Raw genomic sequence first — 18,793 nt, forward strand, 5'->3', positions numbered from 1 at the left:
ACCGCGTGAGGCCGTCCGCCGACCCGGCCCCAGCACGTACCGCGGGACACGGCGCCGCAGCCCCGCGCAGCGGCGGCCCCCGGAGCCGGGGCGCGCGGCGCGGAGCTGCCGCCTGGGGGGTCGGGGCGACAGCCCTCAGGGCCCGTCAGGGTTCAGGGAAGGGGCGGGGTGGGGGAATGTCCTCCCCCACGCCCCGCCGGCGTCTCAGATGACCGTCGCGCTCGCCGACTCGGCGGGCGGCGCCTCGCCCGTCATGGACGCCTCCGTGGATTCGGAGGGCGCTGCCGCCGTGTCGCTCTCGGAGGGAGCGGTCTCGGTGTCCGTCGGCGACGGACTCGTGGGCGGTGTCTCCGTCACCGACGGAGTCGGCGTGGGCGAGTTCGGCGGCTTCGGGGAGGACTTCGTCGGCGTCGGCCGCGTCGGCGGCGTCGCCGGCTCCGAGCCCGACGGACTGCCCGGCCTCGACGAGCTCGACGACGGCCGCTCCCCCGGCTGCTGCGGGTCGCCCGTCGAGGAGCGGGTCGCGCCCGGGGTCGTCGGGTCCGTCGGCTTCTTGGCGTCGTCCTTGTCCTGGGCCGGGTCGGCACTCGTGTCGGCCGCCGGGTCGTCGAAGGTCCACTCGTCGTCGACGTCGTCCTCGTTCACCGGCTGGCCGTTGCGCAGGTTGTCGCCGGCGGGCTCCTCCTGATCGGAGGTCATGCCGAGCGTGACGACCGTGCCCAGGACGGCGGCGAGCAGCGCGCCCGCCCCCGCGGCGACGACGTTGCGGCGGGCACCACCGAGGAGGGCCGCGCGACGGCCGGCCGGGCGGGCGGGGCCGTCCGAGGCGGGCTCCTGCCGGGCGCCCACCGCCGTGGCGGCGGTGGACGGGGAGCCCGGGGAACCGCTCCGCAGCAGCTGCTTCGTCAGCGGCAGCCCCGGCACGCCCTTCGGAGGCGACACGGGTTCCGCTCCGACGGCGGGGGCGACGGGGGCGACCACGCCGGACTCGCGGTCGGTGACGAGGGCGAGGGCCCGGCGTCCGGCGACCGTACCGTTCTTGTCGGCGAGCGCGCCGCGCATGCCGATCGACGCCTCGAGCTCGGCGCGGGCCCGCTCCGGGTTTCCGGTGCAGAGGGCCAGGACGCCCAACTCGTGGTGGAAGTAGGCCTCTTCCGCGACCTCGCCGGCGATCCGCGCCGCCTCCGAGCCGACCCGCAGGGCGCGCTCCCACGCGGTCCAGTGGCGGCCGGCCGCGAAGGCGGGCGCGGCGCTGCGGGCGAGCAGGACCGCGGTGCTTGCGTGTCCGGCCTCGTGGCCGGGCACGAGGGCGCTCAGCGCGGCGAGCACGGCGTCCGACTCCGCCACGGCCCGCTCCGGTGTGACGGACGGGTGCCCGGCCCACCAGGTGTAGTGCTGCGCGGCGGTGTGGGCGCGGCCGACGGCGTCCTCGTCGTAGCCCTTCTCACAGAGCTGCGCCAGCACCCCGGCCGCGAGGCGGTAGCGCGGGCCGACCGGGGAGAGCAGACCGCAGCGCATCAGTTCGCCGAGCGCGGCGTCGGCGTGGGTGTCGCCGACGAGGGCGGGCAGGTGCGCCTGGTGCGGCACCTCGCCGCCGAGGGCGACGGCGAAGCGCAGGGTCTGGCGGGCCGAGTCGCTGAGCCGGGAGGCGAGGAGAGAGGCGGGCGCGGCCCCCTCCCCCAGCGTCGGCAGGGGCACGTCCTTGCCGCCCGCCGCCGCGAAGGGCGCGAACTCCTCGAACGCCTCCGGGTCCGCACGGAGCTCGTCGCACTGGCGCAGCAGAGCGGCCGCCTGCACGAAGCGCAGCGGCAGGCCCTCGGACTCGAACCAGAGGTCGCCCGCCCAGTTGGCCTCCTCCTCGGTCAGCGGCCGTTCGACGGTCTGCTGCAGCAGATCGAGCGCGGCGGCGCGCCCGAGGCCGCCGAGGAAGACCTCTTCGAGGTGGGAGTCCGCGGAGGGCGCGGCGACGTCCGGCGTGGCGGCGACGAGGAACGCACATTCGGGCGCGGCGTCGAGCAGTTCGTCGAGGGACGCGCCGCCGAATTCCAGGTCGTCGAGGACGACGATGGCGCCGATGTCGCGTACGAATCCGGCGAGTGCGTTCCGGTCGGGCCGGTGTCCGGGCGCGTCGTAGACGACCGTGAACAGATCCTGGAGCAGCTCCGCGGGCGACCGGTGGTGGCCGTTGAGACGTACGACACCGTCGGGTGCGAAGTCACCGCACTCCGCGGCGACGGCGTCGAGCAGCGCGCTGCGGCCCGAACCGGCGGGGCCGGTGAGCCGGACGGAGCGTCCGCGGCCGAGGAGCCGTACCAGCCGTTCACGCTCCTCGTCGCGCTCCAGCAGCGGAGGCCGGGGCGTGGCGGGGCCGGGAGGTACGGGCGGCTGCGCGGCGCGGCGGTGCTCGACGCGCTCCGCGGCGCTGCGCCGGGCCGGGCGGCCGGGCTGCTGTCCGGGCGGACAGGCCTCGATCTCGCTGCCGTCGACGGGGTTGACGGTGAGCAGGAGGTCGCCGGAGACGAGCTGGACCGTACGCGCGGGCGACGGCGTGGACGGCCCGAAGTCCGCCGTTATGGCGTCGCGCGGCGGTCGCGCCTTTCCGGCGGCCTCGCCGAAAGTGTCGTTGTCCATGGTCTAAGCCCCCAGATACGGTTCGCTCGGCCTTGTCTCCGCCAAGATCACTGTCTCTTGGTGGCACAGCCGCGTGAGGTGCCCTCCCGGCCTTCCCGCACGCCCTGTCGCCTCGGTCCGGAGCCCACCTCATGGGTCCGTCGAAAGGGCAGGCGATCGAACCCTAGACGCTCGCCCCGCATCGCGAAACCTGCGGGGTGCCGCCCGTCCCTGACGTCATGGTCTCGAAAGGATTGCGCCGCTCGCCCCGTTCGTGCACCGGTCGCACCCGACGGGACGATTCGCCCCTGCGCGGACGCCCGGTGCGCCACCGACGCGACCGGTGCGTCACCGACCCGGACACCGCTGCGTCATCGCCACGGTCGCCCGGTACGTCACCGCCCCGGACTCGGGCGGCCTCACACGCGCGGAAGCGATTCCGCAGCGAGGCCGCCCTCGATCGCGAGGATGCGGTGCAGCCGGGTGGCCACGAGCAGTCGCTGCATCTGCGGCGGCACGCCGCGCAGTACCAGCCGGCGCCCGCATCTGCCGGCCCGCCGGTGGGCGCCCATGATGACCCCGAGCCCGGTGGCGTCCCAGGAGTCGAGGTGGGTCAGGTCGAGCACCAGGTCGCCGACTCCGTCGTCGACGGCCGAGTGCAGGACCGTACGGGCGTCCGCCGCGCTGCGGACGTCGAGGCGGCCCCCGACGACCAGCTCGGCGTGGTCGCCCCTGATGTGCATATGCGCTCCCCGAGTGTGCTTACAGTGCCCCGTGCCGGCCCCGTATCGACTGTGTGCGGCTGACTGTTCTTCGTCTGTTTCTTCTCTGTCTTGCAACAACTGACTGCCACGTAGGCGGAGGGGTTGCTACTTGTAAGCGAACCGATACCGAATTCACCCCGGTGGGTGATGCCGAACCGGTCGATAACGTCGGTGCGGACGTCAGTGCTTGTAGAAGCCCTGCCCGCTCTTGCGGCCGATGTCACCGGCGTCCACCATCCGGCGCATCAGCTCCGGCGGTGCGAACTTCTCGTCCTGGGACTCCGTGTAGATGTTGCTCGTGGCGTGCAGCAGGATGTCGATGCCCGTCAGGTCGGCGGTGGCGAGCGGCCCCATGGCGTGGCCGAAGCCGAGCTTGCAGGCGATGTCGATGTCCTCGGCGGTCGCGACGCCCGATTCGTACAGCTTCGCCGCCTCGACGACGAGCGCGGAGATGAGGCGGGTGGTGACGAAGCCGGCGACGTCGCGGTTGACGACGATGCAGGTCTTGCCGACCGACTCGGCGAACTCGCGTGCGCGGGCGAGGGTTTCGTCGCTCGTCTTGTAGCCGCGCACCAGCTCGCAGAGCTGCATCATCGGGACGGGCGAGAAGAAGTGGGCGCCGACGACACGCTCCGGACGCTCCGTCACGGCTGCGATCTTGGTGATCGGGATGGCGGAGGTGTTGGAGGCGAGGACGGCGTCGTCCCGTACGAGCTTGTCGAGCGTGCGGAAGATCTCGTGCTTGATCTCGAGCTTCTCGAAGACCGCCTCGACGACGATGTCGGCGTCGGCGACGGCGTCCAGGTCGGTCGTGGTGGTGATGCGCGCCAACGCGGCGTCGGCGTCCGCCGCTTCGAGCTTCCCCTTGGAGACGAACTTGTCGTAGGACGACTTGATGCCGTCCGTGCCGCGGGTCAGAGCCTCGTCGGTGACGTCACGCAGGACGACGTCCCAGCCCGCCTGGGCCGAGACCTGCGCGATTCCGGACCCCATGAGTCCGGCCCCGATGACAGCGAGCTTCCTGGCCACTGCGGCACTCCCTTAACGACTGTCCTCAACGACTGTTTACCTGTGCGCTCTCTGGCGGAGATTAGCGTCCGTGAGGTGCCCCTGTGACCGTGAAGAGATGCGCGTCACGTCTCAGATGACGGACATCACACCGGGACGGGCCGTCAGGGGTACCGGACCGGGCGGGTGAGCACCTTCTCCCCCGGAAACTCCCCATCTCGCCGACGGGAACGAGGGTTTCGCGCGACACTTCTTCCGGTTTGCTCCGCTTGGCCACGTCCATGGCGATCCGCCCCATGACGGTGAGGCGGCCGACGACCCTCGCACCGGGGTGGCTCGACCCGCTCTCGCACCTGACGCCGCTCCGCTGTCCGGCGGACGCGGTACGGGGCTCGTACATCGGCGAGTACGCCAAGGTCACGACGCTCCACGGCGTGCTCGTCGCCGTCTCTTTCGCGGCACTGGCCGTGACGGTCGGCACACGTGCCGTCCACGGGGCCGGCGCTTAACTACGCTGGCCACATGGTCAATCTGACGCGCATCTACACCCGTACCGGCGACCAGGGCACCACCGCTCTCGGCGACATGAGCCGGACCGCCAAGACCGATCTGCGGATCTCCGCGTACGCCGACGCCAACGAGGCCAATGCCGTCATCGGTACGGCCATCGCACTGGGTCAGCTCGACGACGCCGTGGTGAAAGTCCTCGTCCGCGTGCAGAACGACCTGTTCGACGTGGGCGCGGACCTCTCGACGCCGGTGGTCGAGAACCCCGAGTACCCGCCGCTGCGGGTCGAGCAGTCGTACATCGACAAGCTGGAGTCCGACTGCGACCACTTCCTCGAGCAGCTGGAGAAGCTGCGTAGCTTCATCCTCCCGGGCGGAACGCCTGGTGCCGCGCTGCTGCACCAGGCCTGCACCGTCGTACGGCGGGCGGAGCGCTCGACCTGGGCGGCCATGGAGGTGCACGGCGAGACGATGAACGGGCTGACGGCGACGTATCTCAACCGCCTCTCCGACCTCCTGTTCATTCTCGCCAGGGTGGCGAACAAGGAGGTCGGAGACGTGCTCTGGGTGCCGGGCGGGGACCGCTAGGGCTCCCCGGCGTCATGGGGCAGCCCGGACAGGGCCTAGCGCTCCGCGCGGGCCGGTTCCGGCTCCGGCTCCTTCGCCGGGGCCTTCTTCGGCCAGATCGCGTACGAGAGTGCGATCAGGCCGTGGATACCGGCCGCGCGCCACGCGGCGTACATCCAGCTCCGCAGCGATTCGGTCTGCCCCGCGTCGCCGACGTACCAGATCGCGATCTGCAGCAGCGCTGTGGCGACGGCCGCCGCCACCAGCGTGCCCAGCCAGATCCTGGCCTCGTGCCCCGCGCGGGCCATGCCGTGGCGCGGCGGCTTCGGCGGGGGCGGGGCGCCGGCGAAGCGATGCGCGGCGTGGCCGTCCAGCCACTTGATGGTGCGGTGGCCGTGACCGACCGTGTAGCCGATGTAGACCGCGGCCAGGCCGTGCTTCCAGCTCGGATCCGCGCCGTTCTTGAGGTCGATCGCGGTGACGACGAGCAGCACGACCTCCAGCAGCGGTTCGCACAGCAGCAGAGCCGCCCCGGTCCTCGGCATCTTCAGCAGGTAACGGACGGCCAGTCCCGCGGCGAGCAGCACCCAGAAGCCGATCTCGCAGATCACGATCAGCGCGACGATCACGACTGTTCTCCCTTCGTACGGTTCAAGCGTGTCGGTCCTCGGGGGCCGAATCGTCGTCGCCGGTGACGAACCCGCACTGCATCCTTCGATGTAGTGCAGGCTCACCCCGTACGCGGAGCCCTCGGGGCGTGGCGCCGTGTTTGATGGACGGGTGACCTTCCCCCGCCCCCACCGTGACGACGTCCTCGCGGCGGTCGCCGGTCTGCTCGGCGGCCTGCTGCTCTATGCGCTGGGGCTGCACAGCCAGGGCCCCGACCACGCGGTGCTGCCGACCCCGGTGACGCTGGTACCGCTCGTGGTGACGGCGTTTCTGGAACTGCTGCGGCGGACCATGCCGCGCACCGCGCTGCTCGTCGGCACGGTTGCCGTGATCGCCGACCAGCTCACCCGCGGCAGCATCGCGACGGTGCTGATGTTCGCGGACCTCGTGTACGCGGCCGTGGTCTACGGCACGCCCGCCTCCGCCCGGCGCATCCCGGTGACCACCGGGATGATCACCATCGCGGTGACGATCGGTTTCCTGGCCTGGTTCCGGGACCCGGCCGCATTGCTGATCGGCGTGATCACCGGTCTCGTCTCGTTCTTCCCCGCCGCCACCGGCGCGATCGTGCGCAACCACCGCGAGGCGGCGATCGCGGCCAGGCTGCGGGCCGAGCAGACCGCGCTGCTCGCGGAGATGGACCGCACCCAGGCCATCGCGGCCGAGCGCGCCCGGATGGCCCGTGAGCTGCACGACATGGTCGCCAATCACCTGTCGGCGATCGCGATCCACTCGACGGCCGCGATCTCCCTCGACGACGCGACGACCACGAAGCAGGCGCTGACGGTGATCCGCGAGAACAGCGTGGAGGGGCTGGCGGAGATGCGGCGGCTGATCGGGCTGCTGCGGGACAGCAGCGGCGACACGGAGCCTGCGGCGGCCCCGACCCTGGCGGGCCTGGACGCCCTGGTGGCGCAGGCCCGGACGAACGGCGCGGCCAGCGGGCTGACGTTCACCCTCGACGACGCGCGTGACGGCGACGGCCGGCTGCCCGCGCCCGTGGAGCTCGCCGCCTACCGCATCGTGCAGGAATCGCTCACCAACGCACTCAAGCACGCGGAGTCCGGCGAGGTGCGGGTCGAGGTGTCCGGCGGGGCGGGCGGGGAGGTGCGGGTGAGGGTGACCAGCCCGTTCGGCCGGCGACCCGGTCCGCGCGCCCCGGGCTCTGGCGCGGGGCTGGTGGGAATGCGGGAACGGGTGGCGCTGCTGGACGGGTCGTTCGAGGCAGGCCCGGCCGCGGGTCCGCCGGGCGGGCCCGAGAAGATCTGGTGCGTACGGGCGGCGCTGCCCGTGGTGAACGACAAGGAGCCCCCGGCATGACGGCGCACGCGGATGCCGCGCAGGACACCCCGCACACCCCCCGGATCCGGATCCTGGTCGCGGAGGACCAGAGCGCGGTACGGGCCGGCCTGGTGCTGATCCTGCGCAGCGCCCCCGACATCGAGGTGGTCGGGGAGGCCGGGGACGGCGAGGAAGCGGTGCGGCTGGCCCGCGAGCTGCGTCCGGATCTGGTGCTGATGGACGTACAGATGCCGCGGTTGGACGGGGTGTCCGCCACCCGTCAGGTGGTGGCGGAGGGCCTCGCCGACGTGCTGGTGCTGACCACGTTCGACCTGGACGAGTACGTCTTCGGGGCACTGCGGGCGGGGGCGTCGGGCTTTCTGCTGAAGAACACGGACGCCCACGACCTGCTGCGGGCGGTGCGCACGGTGGCACGCGGGGAGGGGCTGATCGCACCGGCCGTCACACGACGGCTGATCGCGGAGTTCGCCGCGCCCAGGCCCGTACGGTCTCCGGACGCGCCGGACCCTGCGGTCCTCGACGTCCTCACGAGGCGTGAGCGCGAGGTGCTCTCGTGCCTCGGGGAGGGACTGTCGAACGCGGAGATCGCACAGCGGCTCTCGATGGCGGAGGCGACGGTGAAGACGCACGTCAGCCGGTTGCTGGGGAAGCTGGAGCTGCGCAGCAGGGTGCAAGCGGCGGTCCTGGCGCAGGAGTTGGGCATCTGACGCCACCACGGACACCAGGGAGAACACCTTTGGTCTGGACCTATTGACGATTGGTCCAGACCACCCTAATCTCACCGAGCACGCTGCGGCGAGCCCCGCAGAGTGCGTGTGCACGGACCATCCCTGACATGTCCGCACCAACCTCGAGGAGCGTCCTTGAGTACCCAGACGCCACGAACCCCCCGCCCGAGAACCCGATTCAGATCCAGAGCCACCGCGGGCCTGACCGCGCTGCTGCTCCCCCTCGCCGCCATGGTGGGCCTCGCCTCGCCCGCCCAGGCAGCCACCTCCGCCACCGCCACCTACGCCAAGGCCTCCGACTGGGGTTCCGGCTTCGAGGGCAAGTGGACGGTAAAGAACACCGGCACCACGACGATCAACTCCTGGACCGTCGAGTGGGACTTCCCCTCCGGCACCCGCGTCACCTCGGCCTGGGACGCCACGGTCACCAGCTCGGGCGACCACTGGACCGCCAAGAACAACGGCTGGAACGGCACTCTCGCCCCCGGCGCCTCCGTCTCCTTCGGCTTCAACGGCAGCGGCTCCGGCTCGCCGTCCAACTGCAAGCTCAACGGCGCCTCCTGCGACGGCGGCAGCGTCCCCGGTGACAGCGCGCCCTCCGCTCCCGGCACCCCCACCGCCTCCGGCGTCACCGACACCTCGGTGAAGCTCACCTGGAGCGCGTCCACCGACGACAAGGGCATCAAGAACTACGACGTCCTGCGCGACGGCGCCAAGGTCGCCACCGTCACCGGCACCACGTACACCGACACGGGCCTGACCACCGGCACCGACTACTCGTACACGGTCCAGGCGCGCGACACCGCCGACCAGACCGGCCCCGTCAGCGGCGCCGTGGCGGTCCGCACCACCGGCGGTGGCACGGACCCCGGCCCGGGACCGGGCGACAAGGTGAAGCTGGGCTACTTCACCAACTGGGGTGTCTACGGACGCAACTACCACGTGAAGAACCTGGTGACCTCAGGCTCCGCGTCGAAGATCACGCACATCAACTACGCGTTCGGCAACGTCAGCGGCGGCAGGTGCACCATCGGTGACGCCTACGCCGACTACGACAAGGCCTACACCGCCGACCAGAGCGTCGACGGCGTCGCCGACACCTGGGACCAGCCGCTGCGCGGCAACTTCAACCAGCTGCGCAAGCTCAAGGCGAAGTACCCGCACATCAAGGTGCTGTGGTCGTTCGGTGGCTGGACCTGGTCCGGCGGCTTCGGCCAGGCGGTGCAGAACCCCGCCGCCTTCGCCCAGTCCTGCTACGACCTGGTCGAGGACCCCCGCTGGGCCGACGTCTTCGACGGGATCGACCTCGACTGGGAGTACCCGAACGCCTGCGGTCTGAGCTGCGACACCAGCGGCCCCGCGGCCTTCAAGAACATGATGCAGGCCATGCGCGCCAAGTTCGGCGCGAACAACCTCGTCACCGCGGCCGTCACCGCGGACGCCACGCCCGGCGGCAAGATCGACGCGGCCGACTACGGCGGCGCTGCGCAGTACATCGACTGGTACAACGTGATGACGTACGACTTCTTCGGCGCCTGGGCCGCCCAGGGCCCGACGGCCCCGCACTCGCCGCTCACCTCGTACTCGGGCATCCCGCAGGCCGGCTTCAACTCGGCCGAGGCGATCGCCAAGTTCAAGGCGAAGGGTGTGGCCTCGAAGAAGCTGCTGCTCGGCATCGGCTTCTACGGACGCGGCTGGACCGGCGTGACCCAGTCCGCACCGGGCGGCACGGCGACCGGCCCGGCGGCCGGCACCTACGAGCAGGGCATCGAGGACTACAAGGTCCTCAAGAACAGCTGCCCGGCCACGGGCACGATCGCCGGCACCGCGTACGCCCACTGCGGCACCAACTGGTGGAGCTACGACACACCGGCGACCGTCACCTCGAAGATGGGATGGGCGAACAACCAGGGACTCGGCGGCGCGTTCTTCTGGGAGTTCAGCGGTGACACCGCGAACGGAGAGCTGGTCGGCGCGATCAACAGCGGCCTCGGATAGAGCACGGGCCCGCTGACGACGAAGCCCGGGAGGCGTTCTCTCCCGGGCTTTGTCATGTACCGCTACGCGACGTTGACTCGCTGGCCGGGTGGCGCCGCCTCCAGCCAGGCGAGGAAGCCGGTCAGCGCGTCCTCGCTCATCGCCAGCTCCAGACGGGTCCCGCGGTGCACGCAGCCGAGCACGACAGCGTCGGACAGGAGCGCCAGCTCCTCCTCGCCCTCGGGAGTGCGGCGGGCCAGCACCTCGATCGCGGAGCGCTCGAGGACACGGCGGGGGCGGGGCGCGTACGAGAAGATCCGGAACCACTCGATCCGGTCGCCGCTGTAACGGGCGACGCCGTACACCCATCCCTTGCCGGTGGGGGTCCCCCCGGCGAAGCCAGGGGTGGCGTCCTGCCCCTCCGGGATGTTCCATCGGACGCTGCAGTCGAAGGTTCCCCCGGAACGCTGGATCAGCCGTCTTCGCAGTCCGAAGACGAAGAGCCCGATCACCACCAGGCCTACGACGCAGCCGCTCACAAGCAGAGCGAGGAACATCTCCACCGACCTCCTCGCTTCGTCCCGTAACCGAATATCACGTGCACCTGCATCGCCTCAGCCGCGGCACGGCCCGGAGGAGATCCGGGCCGGCCGCGGCTGAGGGACGAACCATTCGCGGGGTGCGTCTAGCGCACCGCCACCGCGCGCAGCCGGACGTCGGCGCGCCGCTCGGCGGCAGCATCCGTGTCCGACTTGGCGCGCTCCAGCGCACGCTCGGCGCGCTGGATGTCGATCTCGTCCGCCAGCTCGGCGATCTCCGCCAGCAGCGACAGCTTGTTGTCCGCGAACGAGATGAAACCACCGTGCACAGCGGCGACGACGGTTGCACCCTCGCTCGTACGGATGGTCACCGGGCCCGATTCCAGCACACCGAGAAGCGGCTGGTGACCGGGCATGACGCCGATGTCGCCGGACGTGGTGCGCGCGACGACCAGGGTGGCCTCGCCGGACCAGACACTGCGGTCCGCGGCGACCAGCTCGACGTGCAGCTCAGCAGCCAAGGTTGGCTCCTCGGGTCACCACCCGGCGGTTCAGCCGGGTGTTGGGTCATAAGTCTAGTAGGGACCTGAGCGCCGAAACGCTCCGGCCCGCCCCAGGCCTCTCGGCCAGGGATCCCGGGGTCGTCCCCGGGGGATACAGCAAGCGGCGTGCCGAAGGGGGCGGGACACGCCCGCCCCCTTCGGCGAGTCGGCCGACTCAGGAGACGCCGAGCTCCTTGGCGTTGGCCTTGAGGTCCTCGATGCCACCGCACATGAAGAACGCCTGCTCGGGGAAGTGGTCGTACTCACCGTCGCAGATCGAGTTGAACGCGGCGATCGACTCGTCGAGCGGCACGTCGGAGCCGTCCACGCCGGTGAACTGCTTGGCGACGTGGGTGTTCTGCGACAGGAAGCGCTCCACGCGACGGGCACGGTGGACAACCAGCTTGTCCTCCTCGCCCAGCTCGTCGATACCGAGAATCGCGATGATGTCCTGGAGGTCCTTGTACTTCTGCAGGATTCCCTTGACGCGCGTGGCGGCGTCGTAGTGCTCCTGCGTGATGTAGCGCGGGTCCAGGATCCGGGACGTGGAGTCCAGCGGGTCCACGGCCGGGTAGATGCCCTTCTCCGAGATCGGACGGGACAGAACCGTCGTCGCGTCGAGGTGGGCGAAGGTGGTGGCCGGGGCCGGGTCGGTCAGGTCGTCGGCGGGGACGTAGATCGCCTGCATCGACGTGATCGAGTGACCACGCGTCGAGGTGATGCGCTCCTGCAGCAGACCCATCTCGTCGGCCAGGTTCGGCTGGTAACCCACCGCGGACGGCATACGGCCGAGCAGGGTGGACACCTCGGAGCCGGCCTGGGTGTACCGGAAGATGTTGTCGATGAAGAAGAGCACGTCCTGCTTCTGAACATCGCGGAAGTACTCCGCCATGGTCAGACCGGCCAGGGCGACGCGCAGACGGGTGCCCGGGGGCTCGTCCATCTGACCGAAGACCAGCGCGGTCTTGTCGATGACACCCGAGTCCGACATCTCCTCGATGAGGTCGTTGCCCTCACGGGTACGCTCACCGACGCCCGCGAACACCGACACACCGTCGTGGTTGTTGGCGACTCGGTAGATCATCTCCTGGATCAGAACGGTCTTGCCGACACCGGCACCACCGAACAGACCGATCTTTCCACCCTTGACGTACGGGGTGAGAAGGTCGATGACCTTGACGCCGGTCTCGAACATCTCGGTCTTGGACTCGAGCTGGTCGAAGGTCGGAGCCTTGCGGTGGATGGCCCACCGCTCACCGATGTTGGCGTTCTCCTCGGGGACGTTCAGCACCTCACCGAGGGTGTTGAACACCTTGCCCTTGGTGAAGTCGCCGACGGGGACGGTGATGCCGTCGCCCGTGTCGGTCACCGGGGCCTGGCGGACCAGACCGTCGGTGGGCTGCATCGAGATCGCGCGGACCAGGCCGTCACCCAGGTGCTGGGCAACCTCGAGGGTCAGCGTCTTGAGCGCGCCGTCCTCGGCCGGGTCGGCGACCTGGACGGTCAGCGCGTTGTAGATCTCCGGCATCGCGTCGACGGGGAACTCCACGTCGACGACCGGGCCGATGACCCGGGCGACGCGGCCCGTGGCTACGGCCGTCTCAACAGAGGTCGTCATTACTTGTCACTCCCCGCGGTCGCGTCGGCCAGGGCGCTGGCGCCACCGACGATCTCGCTGATTTCCTGGGTGATTTCGGCCTGGCGGGCCGCGTTGGCAAGCCGGGAGAGGCTCTTGATGAGCTCTCCGGCGTTGTCGGTCGCCGACTTCATCGCGCGGCGGGTGGCGGCGTGCTTGGAGGCAGCCGCCTGGAGCAGCGCGTTGTAGATCCGGCTCTCGACGTAGCGCGGCAGCAGGGCGTCGAGGACGTCCTCGGCCGACGGCTCGAAGTCGAACAGCGGAAGGATCTCGCCCTTCGTGTCCGCCTCCTGCTGAGCCTTCTCGAGGCTGAGGGGCAGCAGCCGGTTCTGCACCGGCGTCTGCGTCAGCATCGAGACGAACTCGGTGAAGACGATGTGGAGCTCGTCCACACCACCCTCGGCCGTGTCCTTCTCGATCGCCGCGATCAGCGGGGCCGCGACCTTCTTGGCGTCCGCATATGTCGGGTTGTCGGTGAAGCCGGTCCACGACTCCGTGACCTTGCGCTCACGGAAGCCGTAGTACGACACACCCTTGCGGCCGACGATGTAGGCGTCGACCTCCTTGCCCTCGCCGCGGAGCCGCTCGGTGAGCTGCTCCGCCGCCTTGAGGGCGTTGGCGGAGTAGCCGCCGGCCAGACCGCGGTCGCTCGTGATGAGCAGGATCGCGGCCCGGGTCGGGTTCTCCGCCTCGGTGGTCAGAGCGTGCTTCGTCGTCGACCCCGTCGCCACCGCGGTCACCGCGCGGGTGAGCTCGGCCGCGTACGGCGTGGAGGCCGCCACCTGGCGCTGCGCCTTGACGATGCGCGAGGCGGCGATCATCTCCATCGCCTTGGTGATCTTCTTGGTCGCGGTGACGGATTTGATGCGACGCTTGTAGACCCGGAGCTGGGCTCCCATGAGTCAGGTCCCTTCCGTCGTCTACTTGGCGGTGCTGACCGGCGCGTCTTCGCCCAGAAGCTTGCCGTCCGAGGTCTCGAACTGCTGCTTGAACGCGGAGATGGCGTCAGCGACGGACTGGAGGGTGTCGTCCGACATCTTGCCGCCCTCGGCGATGCTGGTCAGAAGCTCCTTGCGCTCACGGCGCAGGTACTCCAGCAGCTCGGCCTCGAAGCGACGGATGTCGGCGACCGGGACGTCGTCCATCTTGCCGGTGGTACCGGCCCAGACGGAGACGACCTGCTCCTCGACGGGCATCGGCTGGTACTGGCCCTGCTTCAGCAGCTCCACCATCCGCTTGCCGCGCTCCATCTGCGCCTTCGAGGCCGCGTCCAGGTCGGAACCGAAGGCGGCGAACGCCTCCAGCTCGCGGTACTGGGCGAGGTCGACACGCAGACGGCCGGAGACCTGCTTCATGGCCTTGTGCTGGGCGGAACCACCCACACGGGAGACCGAGATACCGACGTTCAGGGCCGGACGCTGACCGGCGTTGAACAGGTCGGACTCCAGGAAGCACTGGCCGTCGGTGATGGAGATGACGTTGGTCGGGATGAACGCCGACACGTCGTTCGCCTTGGTCTCGACAATCGGCAGACCCGTCATCGAACCAGCGCCCATGTCGTCGGAGAGCTTGGCGCAGCGCTCCAGCAGACGCGAGTGCAGGTAGAAGACGTCACCCGGGTAGGCCTCACGGCCCGGCGGGCGGCGCAGCAGCAGGGACACGGCGCGGTAGGCGTCGGCCTGCTTCGAGAGGTCGTCGAAGATGATGAGGACGTGCTTGCCGTCGTACATCCAGTGCTGGCCAATGGCCGAGCCGGTGTACGGGGCGAGGTACTTGAAGCCGGCCGGGTCGGACGCCGGGGCGGCGACGATCGTCGTGTACTCGAGCGCGCCGGCCTCTTCCAGGGCGCCGCGAACGGACGCGATGGTCGAGCCCTTCTGGCCGATGGCGACGTAGATGCAGCGGACCTGCTTCTTCGGGTCGCCCGAACGCCAGTTGTCGCGCTGGTTGATGATCGTGTCGACAGCCAGGGCGGTCTTGCCCGTCTGGCGGTCGCCGATGATCAGCTGACGCTGGCCGCGGCCGATCGGCACCATGGCGTCGACGGCCTTGTAGCCGGTCTGCATGGGCTCGTGCACGGACTTACGGGCCATGACGCCCGGGGCCTGCAGTTCAAGGGCGCGGCGGCCCTCGGTCGCGATCTCGCCGAGGCCGTCGATCGGGTTGCCGAGCGGGTCGACGACGCGACCCAGGTAGCCCTCGCCGACACCGACCGAGAGGACCTCACCGGTGCGGGTGACCGGCTGACCCTCCTCGATGCCGTTGAACTCGCCGAGGACGATCGCACCGATCTCGCGCTCCTCGAGGTTGAGGGCGAGACCGAGGGTGCCGTCCTCGAACTTCAGCAGCTCGTTCGCCATGGCCGAGGGAAGACCCTCGACCTTCGCGATACCGTCGCCGGCCAGGCTGACCGTGCCGACCTCCTCGCGCGAGGCCGCGTCCGGCTGGTACGACTGGACAAAGTTCTCCAGCGCGTCCCGGATCTCCTCCGGCCGGATCGTGAGCTCCGCCATCTGGGTTCCCTGCTCTCCTTGTTGGGCCCGAAGTTTCTTTGGGGGTCTGGGGGCCGACCCCCAGGAATCTTCTGCAATCTCTGCACGGCCCAACCGGGCCGCTGGTCTTGCGTGTTCAGTTGGTGCGCACAGCAGTTGTGCCGGGCGTTGTCAGCCGGCGATGCGCCGCTGCGCCTCGTCGAGACGCTCCGCGATCGTGCCGTTGATGATCTCGTCACCGACGCGCACCGAGATCCCGCCGAGGACCGCGGGGTCCACTTCGAGGTTGAGGTGCATGTCACGGCCGTACATCCGCGCCAGACCGGCGCCGAGACGCTGCTTCTGCGCCTCGGTCAGCGGCACCGCGGAGGTGACGACGGCGACCATCCGGTCCCGGCGCGCCGCGGCGAGCTTGGACAGGGACTCGAGTCCCGCCTCCAGGCTACGTCCACGCGGGTGCGTGACGAGACGGACGACCAGACGCTCGGTGACCTGCTCGGCCTTGCCGCCGAGCAGACCGCCCAGCAGCTCGCCCTTGGCGGACGCCGTGGCCGACCGGTTGGTGAGCGCCGACCGAAGCTCGGTGCTGGACGACAGGATCCGGCCGAACCGGAACAGCTCGTCCTCGACGTTGTCGAGCACACCGGCCTTCTGCGCCGCGGAGAGGTCTGCGGTGTTCGCCAGCTCCTCGATCGAGTCGACCAGGTCGCGCGACTGCGACCAGCGGGACCGGACCATGCCCTTGACCAGGTCGGCGGTCTCGCCGCCGACCTGACCACCGAAGATGCGCCCGGCCAGCTCGGCCTTGGCCTCGCCGGCCTGCGCCGGGTCGGTCAGGACCCGACGCAGCGACACCTCACGGTCGAGCAGCGCTGTGACGGCGGCCAGCTCGCCGGCGAGCTTCGCCGCGTCGACCGACGTGTTGTCGACCAGCGCGTCGAGCGACTCGTGCGCGGCGGCCAGCGCCTCGCGGCTGGCTCCGTTCATCGGGTGGCCTCGGCCTTCGAAGCGCCGTCCTCGAGCGAGTCGAGGAAGCGGTCGATGGTGCGGCTCTGCCGGGCGTGGTCCTCGAGGGACTCGCCGACGAGCTTGCCGGCCAGGTCGGTGGCGAGCTTGCCCACGTCCTGACGCAGCGCCGCGGCCGCGGCCTTGCGGTCGGCCTCGATCTGGGCGTGGCCGGCCGCAATGATCTCCTCACGCTGCCGCTGGCCTTCCGCCTTCATCTCCTGGATGATCGCGGTGCCCTGCTCGGTGGCCTCCTGGCGCAGCCGAGCGGCCTCGTGACGGGCCTCGGCGAGCTGCGCCTTGTACTGCTCAAGGACGCTCTCAGCCTCGATCTTGGCCGCATCGGCCTTCTCGATGCCGCCTTCGATGGCCTCACGACGCTCTTCCAGAACCTTGTTGATGTTCGGGAGGAGCTTCTTCGCGAGGAAGAAGAAGACGATAGCGAAGGCGATCAGGCCGATGACGAGCTCGTCGAGGTGCGGAATGAGCGGGTTCTGCTCCTCCACAGCCGCGAGCTGCTGAACCAGAGGGTTCACATCAGTGCCTTCCGTAATGGGGTTGGGCTGTCGTCCGACGATCAGGCGCGGAAGACGAAGCCCATGACGATGCCGATGAGGGCAAGCGCCTCACAGAAGGCGAAACCCATGATCTGGTTGGTACGGATCAGGCCGGCCGCCTCGGGCTGACGGGCGAGGGCCTGGGTGCCGTTACCGAAGATGATGCCGACGCCGACGCCGGGGCCGATGGCGGCAAGGCCGTAACCGATGGAGCCGAGGTTGCCGGTGACGGCGGCAAGGGTCTGGGACATGCCAGTTCTTCCTTCTCTTTCACGGACCGGTGGGGGTTGGCCACCGGACGTCTTTTGGTCAGGGGGTCGGGTCGCTCAGTGGCTCTTGGCGAGCGCGCCCTGGAGGTAGCTGCAGGCCAGGAGCACGAAGACGTATGCCTGAACAGCCTGGATGAAGAGCTCGAAACCGGTCATGACGATGACCATCACGAACGAGGTGCCGGCGTAGATGATGCCGATGCCGTTGAGCAGGTACCAGCTGGCGAGGGTGAACATCACCAGCAGCATGTGACCCGCGAACATGTTCGCGAAGAGCCGGACCGCGTGAGTGAACGGCCGGATGAGCAGGTTCGAGAAGAGGTCGATGAACGAGACGAGCCACTTGACCGGACCCAGCGAGTTGTCGTAACCCGTGATGTTCTTCCAGCCGCCCACGAAACCGTGCGTCTTGAAGGTCAGTCCGACCCACAGCACGTAGACCAGCAGCGCCAGGCCCATCGGGTACGCGATGATCGACGTGACCGGGAACTGCGCGAGCGGGATCACGGACCAGAGGTTCATGATCCAGATGAAGAAGAACAGGGAGACCATCAGCGGGACGTACTTCTCGCCGTCCTTCTTGCCCATGATCTCGTACACGATCCCGCGGCGGACGAAGTCGTAACCGGCTTCACCGACCATCTGGAGCTTGCCGGGGACCAGCTTCGGCTTGCTGAACGCCGCCCAGAAGAACCCGACGACAACAATCGTCGCGATGAATGCCAGCAGCATGGGCTTGTTGAACTCGAAGCCGCCGACGGTGAAGATGGGCTTGAACAGGAAGGAATGGAGCCCGGGCGCCGGGAAGCCACAGTCCCTGAAGATCTGGCAGCTTGCGTCGAAGGCGAGCATCTGGGGGTCAGCACTCACCGCGGGCTCCTTCAGCGTGGCGCATAGGTACGGCAACCTCGTTGTGTCGGCGCGGCACGCGGCCGCGGTTCGGCACTGGACTGGTGTTTCGGATGTGGGGGCGGCTGTCAGGCGTTGAGCCTCGCGATGGAACAGGCGTCAGCTCAGATGCCCGCGCCCGCAGTGCCGCAGTTGGCACCGGACGATAGCAGGAAGGCGTGCGGCCATTTATCCCGCCCCTACCCCTCACGCCGCCGGTCCCGTCTTCACGGGGGTGTCACCCTTGGCGGACTCGGGGTCGACGTAAAGAATCTTCGTCTTCATGTAGGCACGTGCCTGCGCGGTGACCCAGACAATGGTCGCCGCGAGGAGCGTGAAGGCGAAGGCCTTGGCGTCGAACAGCGTGGTGTCCTTGAACGCCATCATGAAGACGAGAAGCAACAGCAGCTGCGCCGTATAGAGCATCAGCCCCATCGCCTGGAACAGGTGCGGAAAGTTCTTCGCCGTCCGCTGGAGCACCAGCATGCCCATCCCCATGAAGAGGATCACCACCAGGGTGCCGACAACGGCGCCGAGCGCTCCCTTTCCACCTGCGACCACACCACTGATCACAGCGGCGATCGCGCCGGCGGCAGCGGTGGGTACGGCGGCGAGGAGAAGAGTGCGTGCGTCGGTGGACGGCATGGCGGCAGCTCCGCTTGATGGTGGGGGCAGTGGTGTCGTCATGGACGAGCGTAGGCCCGGTCCGAGATGTGTCTCGGGGCCAACGGAC

The 18,793-nt window shown here is 69.6% G+C and carries 18 protein-coding genes and 1 pseudogene; 5 read left to right on the plus strand and 14 right to left on the minus strand.

Annotation, left to right across the window (positions count from 1 at the left end; translation table 11 throughout):
- Positions 1 to 204: 204 nt before the first annotated feature.
- The 3 genes from ABZ070_RS09860 to ABZ070_RS09870 all read right to left on the minus strand — a co-directional run bounded on the left by ABZ070_RS09860 (position 205) and on the right by ABZ070_RS09870 (position 4,403).
- Positions 205 to 2,631 (minus strand): ATP-binding protein, encoded by a 2,427-nt coding sequence (locus ABZ070_RS09860; protein ID WP_356631817.1) that lies wholly within the window; start codon positions 2,629 to 2,631, stop codon positions 205 to 207.
- Between the two features lie 398 nt (positions 2,632 to 3,029).
- Positions 3,030 to 3,353, minus strand: a complete 324-nt coding sequence (locus ABZ070_RS09865) for an STAS domain-containing protein (protein WP_177147608.1) — start codon at positions 3,351 to 3,353, stop codon at positions 3,030 to 3,032.
- Between the two features lie 201 nt (positions 3,354 to 3,554).
- The gene (locus ABZ070_RS09870; RefSeq protein WP_356631819.1) at positions 3,555 to 4,403 is read right to left on the minus strand and encodes a 3-hydroxyacyl-CoA dehydrogenase family protein; all 849 of its coding nucleotides are present in this window, start codon (positions 4,401 to 4,403) and stop codon (positions 3,555 to 3,557) included.
- A gap of 290 nt (positions 4,404 to 4,693) precedes the next feature.
- On the opposite strand from ABZ070_RS09870, the pseudogene ABZ070_RS09875 reads away from it, so the two are divergent.
- Positions 4,694 to 4,891 (plus strand): annotated as a pseudogene (locus ABZ070_RS09875) (ABC transporter permease); the annotation flags it as partial.
- A 13-nt stretch (positions 4,892 to 4,904) separates the two neighbouring features.
- Entirely contained in the window at positions 4,905 to 5,477 is a 573-nt protein-coding gene (locus tag ABZ070_RS09880; RefSeq protein WP_356631821.1) for a cob(I)yrinic acid a,c-diamide adenosyltransferase, read from the plus strand.
- A gap of 35 nt (positions 5,478 to 5,512) precedes the next feature.
- Here the strand turns inward: ABZ070_RS09880 and ABZ070_RS09885 are convergent, their stop codons facing one another.
- Positions 5,513 to 6,085: a hypothetical protein gene (locus ABZ070_RS09885; protein WP_356631823.1), complete on the minus strand. Its 573-nt coding sequence runs from the start codon at positions 6,083 to 6,085 to the stop codon at positions 5,513 to 5,515.
- A 151-nt stretch (positions 6,086 to 6,236) separates the two neighbouring features.
- On the opposite strand from ABZ070_RS09885, the gene ABZ070_RS09890 reads away from it, so the two are divergent.
- The 3 genes from ABZ070_RS09890 to ABZ070_RS09900 all read left to right on the plus strand — a co-directional run bounded on the left by ABZ070_RS09890 (position 6,237) and on the right by ABZ070_RS09900 (position 10,153).
- Complete coding sequence (locus ABZ070_RS09890) at positions 6,237 to 7,445, plus strand: histidine kinase (RefSeq protein ID WP_356631825.1); 1,209 nt, start codon at positions 6,237 to 6,239, stop codon at positions 7,443 to 7,445.
- Positions 7,442 to 8,134 (plus strand): response regulator transcription factor, encoded by a 693-nt coding sequence (locus ABZ070_RS09895; RefSeq protein WP_356631827.1) that lies wholly within the window; start codon positions 7,442 to 7,444, stop codon positions 8,132 to 8,134. Before ABZ070_RS09890 ends, ABZ070_RS09895 begins: the two co-directional genes overlap by 4 nt.
- A gap of 156 nt (positions 8,135 to 8,290) precedes the next feature.
- Entirely contained in the window at positions 8,291 to 10,153 is a 1,863-nt protein-coding gene (locus tag ABZ070_RS09900) for a glycoside hydrolase family 18 chitinase (protein WP_356631829.1), read from the plus strand.
- A 62-nt stretch (positions 10,154 to 10,215) separates the two neighbouring features.
- On the opposite strand, the gene ABZ070_RS09905 is transcribed toward ABZ070_RS09900, so the two are convergent.
- The 10 genes from ABZ070_RS09905 to ABZ070_RS09950 form a co-directional block, all read right to left on the minus strand.
- Positions 10,216 to 10,689, minus strand: coding sequence for a DUF2550 domain-containing protein (locus ABZ070_RS09905; RefSeq protein ID WP_356631831.1), 474 nt, complete (start codon positions 10,687 to 10,689; stop codon positions 10,216 to 10,218).
- A 128-nt stretch (positions 10,690 to 10,817) separates the two neighbouring features.
- The gene (locus tag ABZ070_RS09910) at positions 10,818 to 11,192 is read right to left on the minus strand and encodes a F0F1 ATP synthase subunit epsilon (protein ID WP_356631833.1); all 375 of its coding nucleotides are present in this window, start codon (positions 11,190 to 11,192) and stop codon (positions 10,818 to 10,820) included.
- A gap of 196 nt (positions 11,193 to 11,388) precedes the next feature.
- Entirely contained in the window at positions 11,389 to 12,831 is a 1,443-nt protein-coding gene (gene atpD / locus ABZ070_RS09915; RefSeq protein ID WP_356631835.1) for a F0F1 ATP synthase subunit beta, read from the minus strand.
- Positions 12,831 to 13,748 carry a F0F1 ATP synthase subunit gamma gene (locus ABZ070_RS09920; RefSeq protein WP_356631837.1) on the minus strand — a complete coding sequence of 306 codons (918 nt, stop codon included), beginning with the start codon at positions 13,746 to 13,748 and terminating at the stop codon, positions 12,831 to 12,833. The genes atpD and ABZ070_RS09920 overlap by 1 nt, the downstream gene beginning before the upstream one ends.
- Before the next feature lie 21 nt (positions 13,749 to 13,769).
- Positions 13,770 to 15,362: a F0F1 ATP synthase subunit alpha gene (gene atpA / locus ABZ070_RS09925; protein WP_356631839.1), complete on the minus strand. Its 1,593-nt coding sequence runs from the start codon at positions 15,360 to 15,362 to the stop codon at positions 13,770 to 13,772.
- Between the two features lie 150 nt (positions 15,363 to 15,512).
- Positions 15,513 to 16,328: a F0F1 ATP synthase subunit delta gene (locus ABZ070_RS09930; protein WP_356631841.1), complete on the minus strand. Its 816-nt coding sequence runs from the start codon at positions 16,326 to 16,328 to the stop codon at positions 15,513 to 15,515.
- A complete protein-coding gene (locus ABZ070_RS09935; protein WP_356631843.1) occupies positions 16,325 to 16,882 on the minus strand; it encodes a F0F1 ATP synthase subunit B in 558 nt (185 codons plus the stop codon). Before ABZ070_RS09935 ends, ABZ070_RS09930 begins: the two co-directional genes overlap by 4 nt.
- Before the next feature lie 41 nt (positions 16,883 to 16,923).
- The gene (atpE, locus tag ABZ070_RS09940; protein ID WP_356631845.1) at positions 16,924 to 17,154 is read right to left on the minus strand and encodes an ATP synthase F0 subunit C; all 231 of its coding nucleotides are present in this window, start codon (positions 17,152 to 17,154) and stop codon (positions 16,924 to 16,926) included.
- A gap of 75 nt (positions 17,155 to 17,229) precedes the next feature.
- Complete coding sequence (atpB, locus tag ABZ070_RS09945; RefSeq protein WP_356631847.1) at positions 17,230 to 18,042, minus strand: F0F1 ATP synthase subunit A; 813 nt, start codon at positions 18,040 to 18,042, stop codon at positions 17,230 to 17,232.
- 225 nt (positions 18,043 to 18,267) lie between these two features.
- Positions 18,268 to 18,705: a hypothetical protein gene (locus ABZ070_RS09950; RefSeq protein ID WP_356631849.1), complete on the minus strand. Its 438-nt coding sequence runs from the start codon at positions 18,703 to 18,705 to the stop codon at positions 18,268 to 18,270.
- Positions 18,706 to 18,793 lie beyond the last annotated feature (88 nt).

Origin of the sequence: Streptomyces sp. NPDC006283, assembly GCF_040613325.1 — a bacterium.
In the GTDB taxonomy this organism is placed as follows: domain Bacteria; phylum Actinomycetota; class Actinomycetes; order Streptomycetales; family Streptomycetaceae; genus Streptomyces.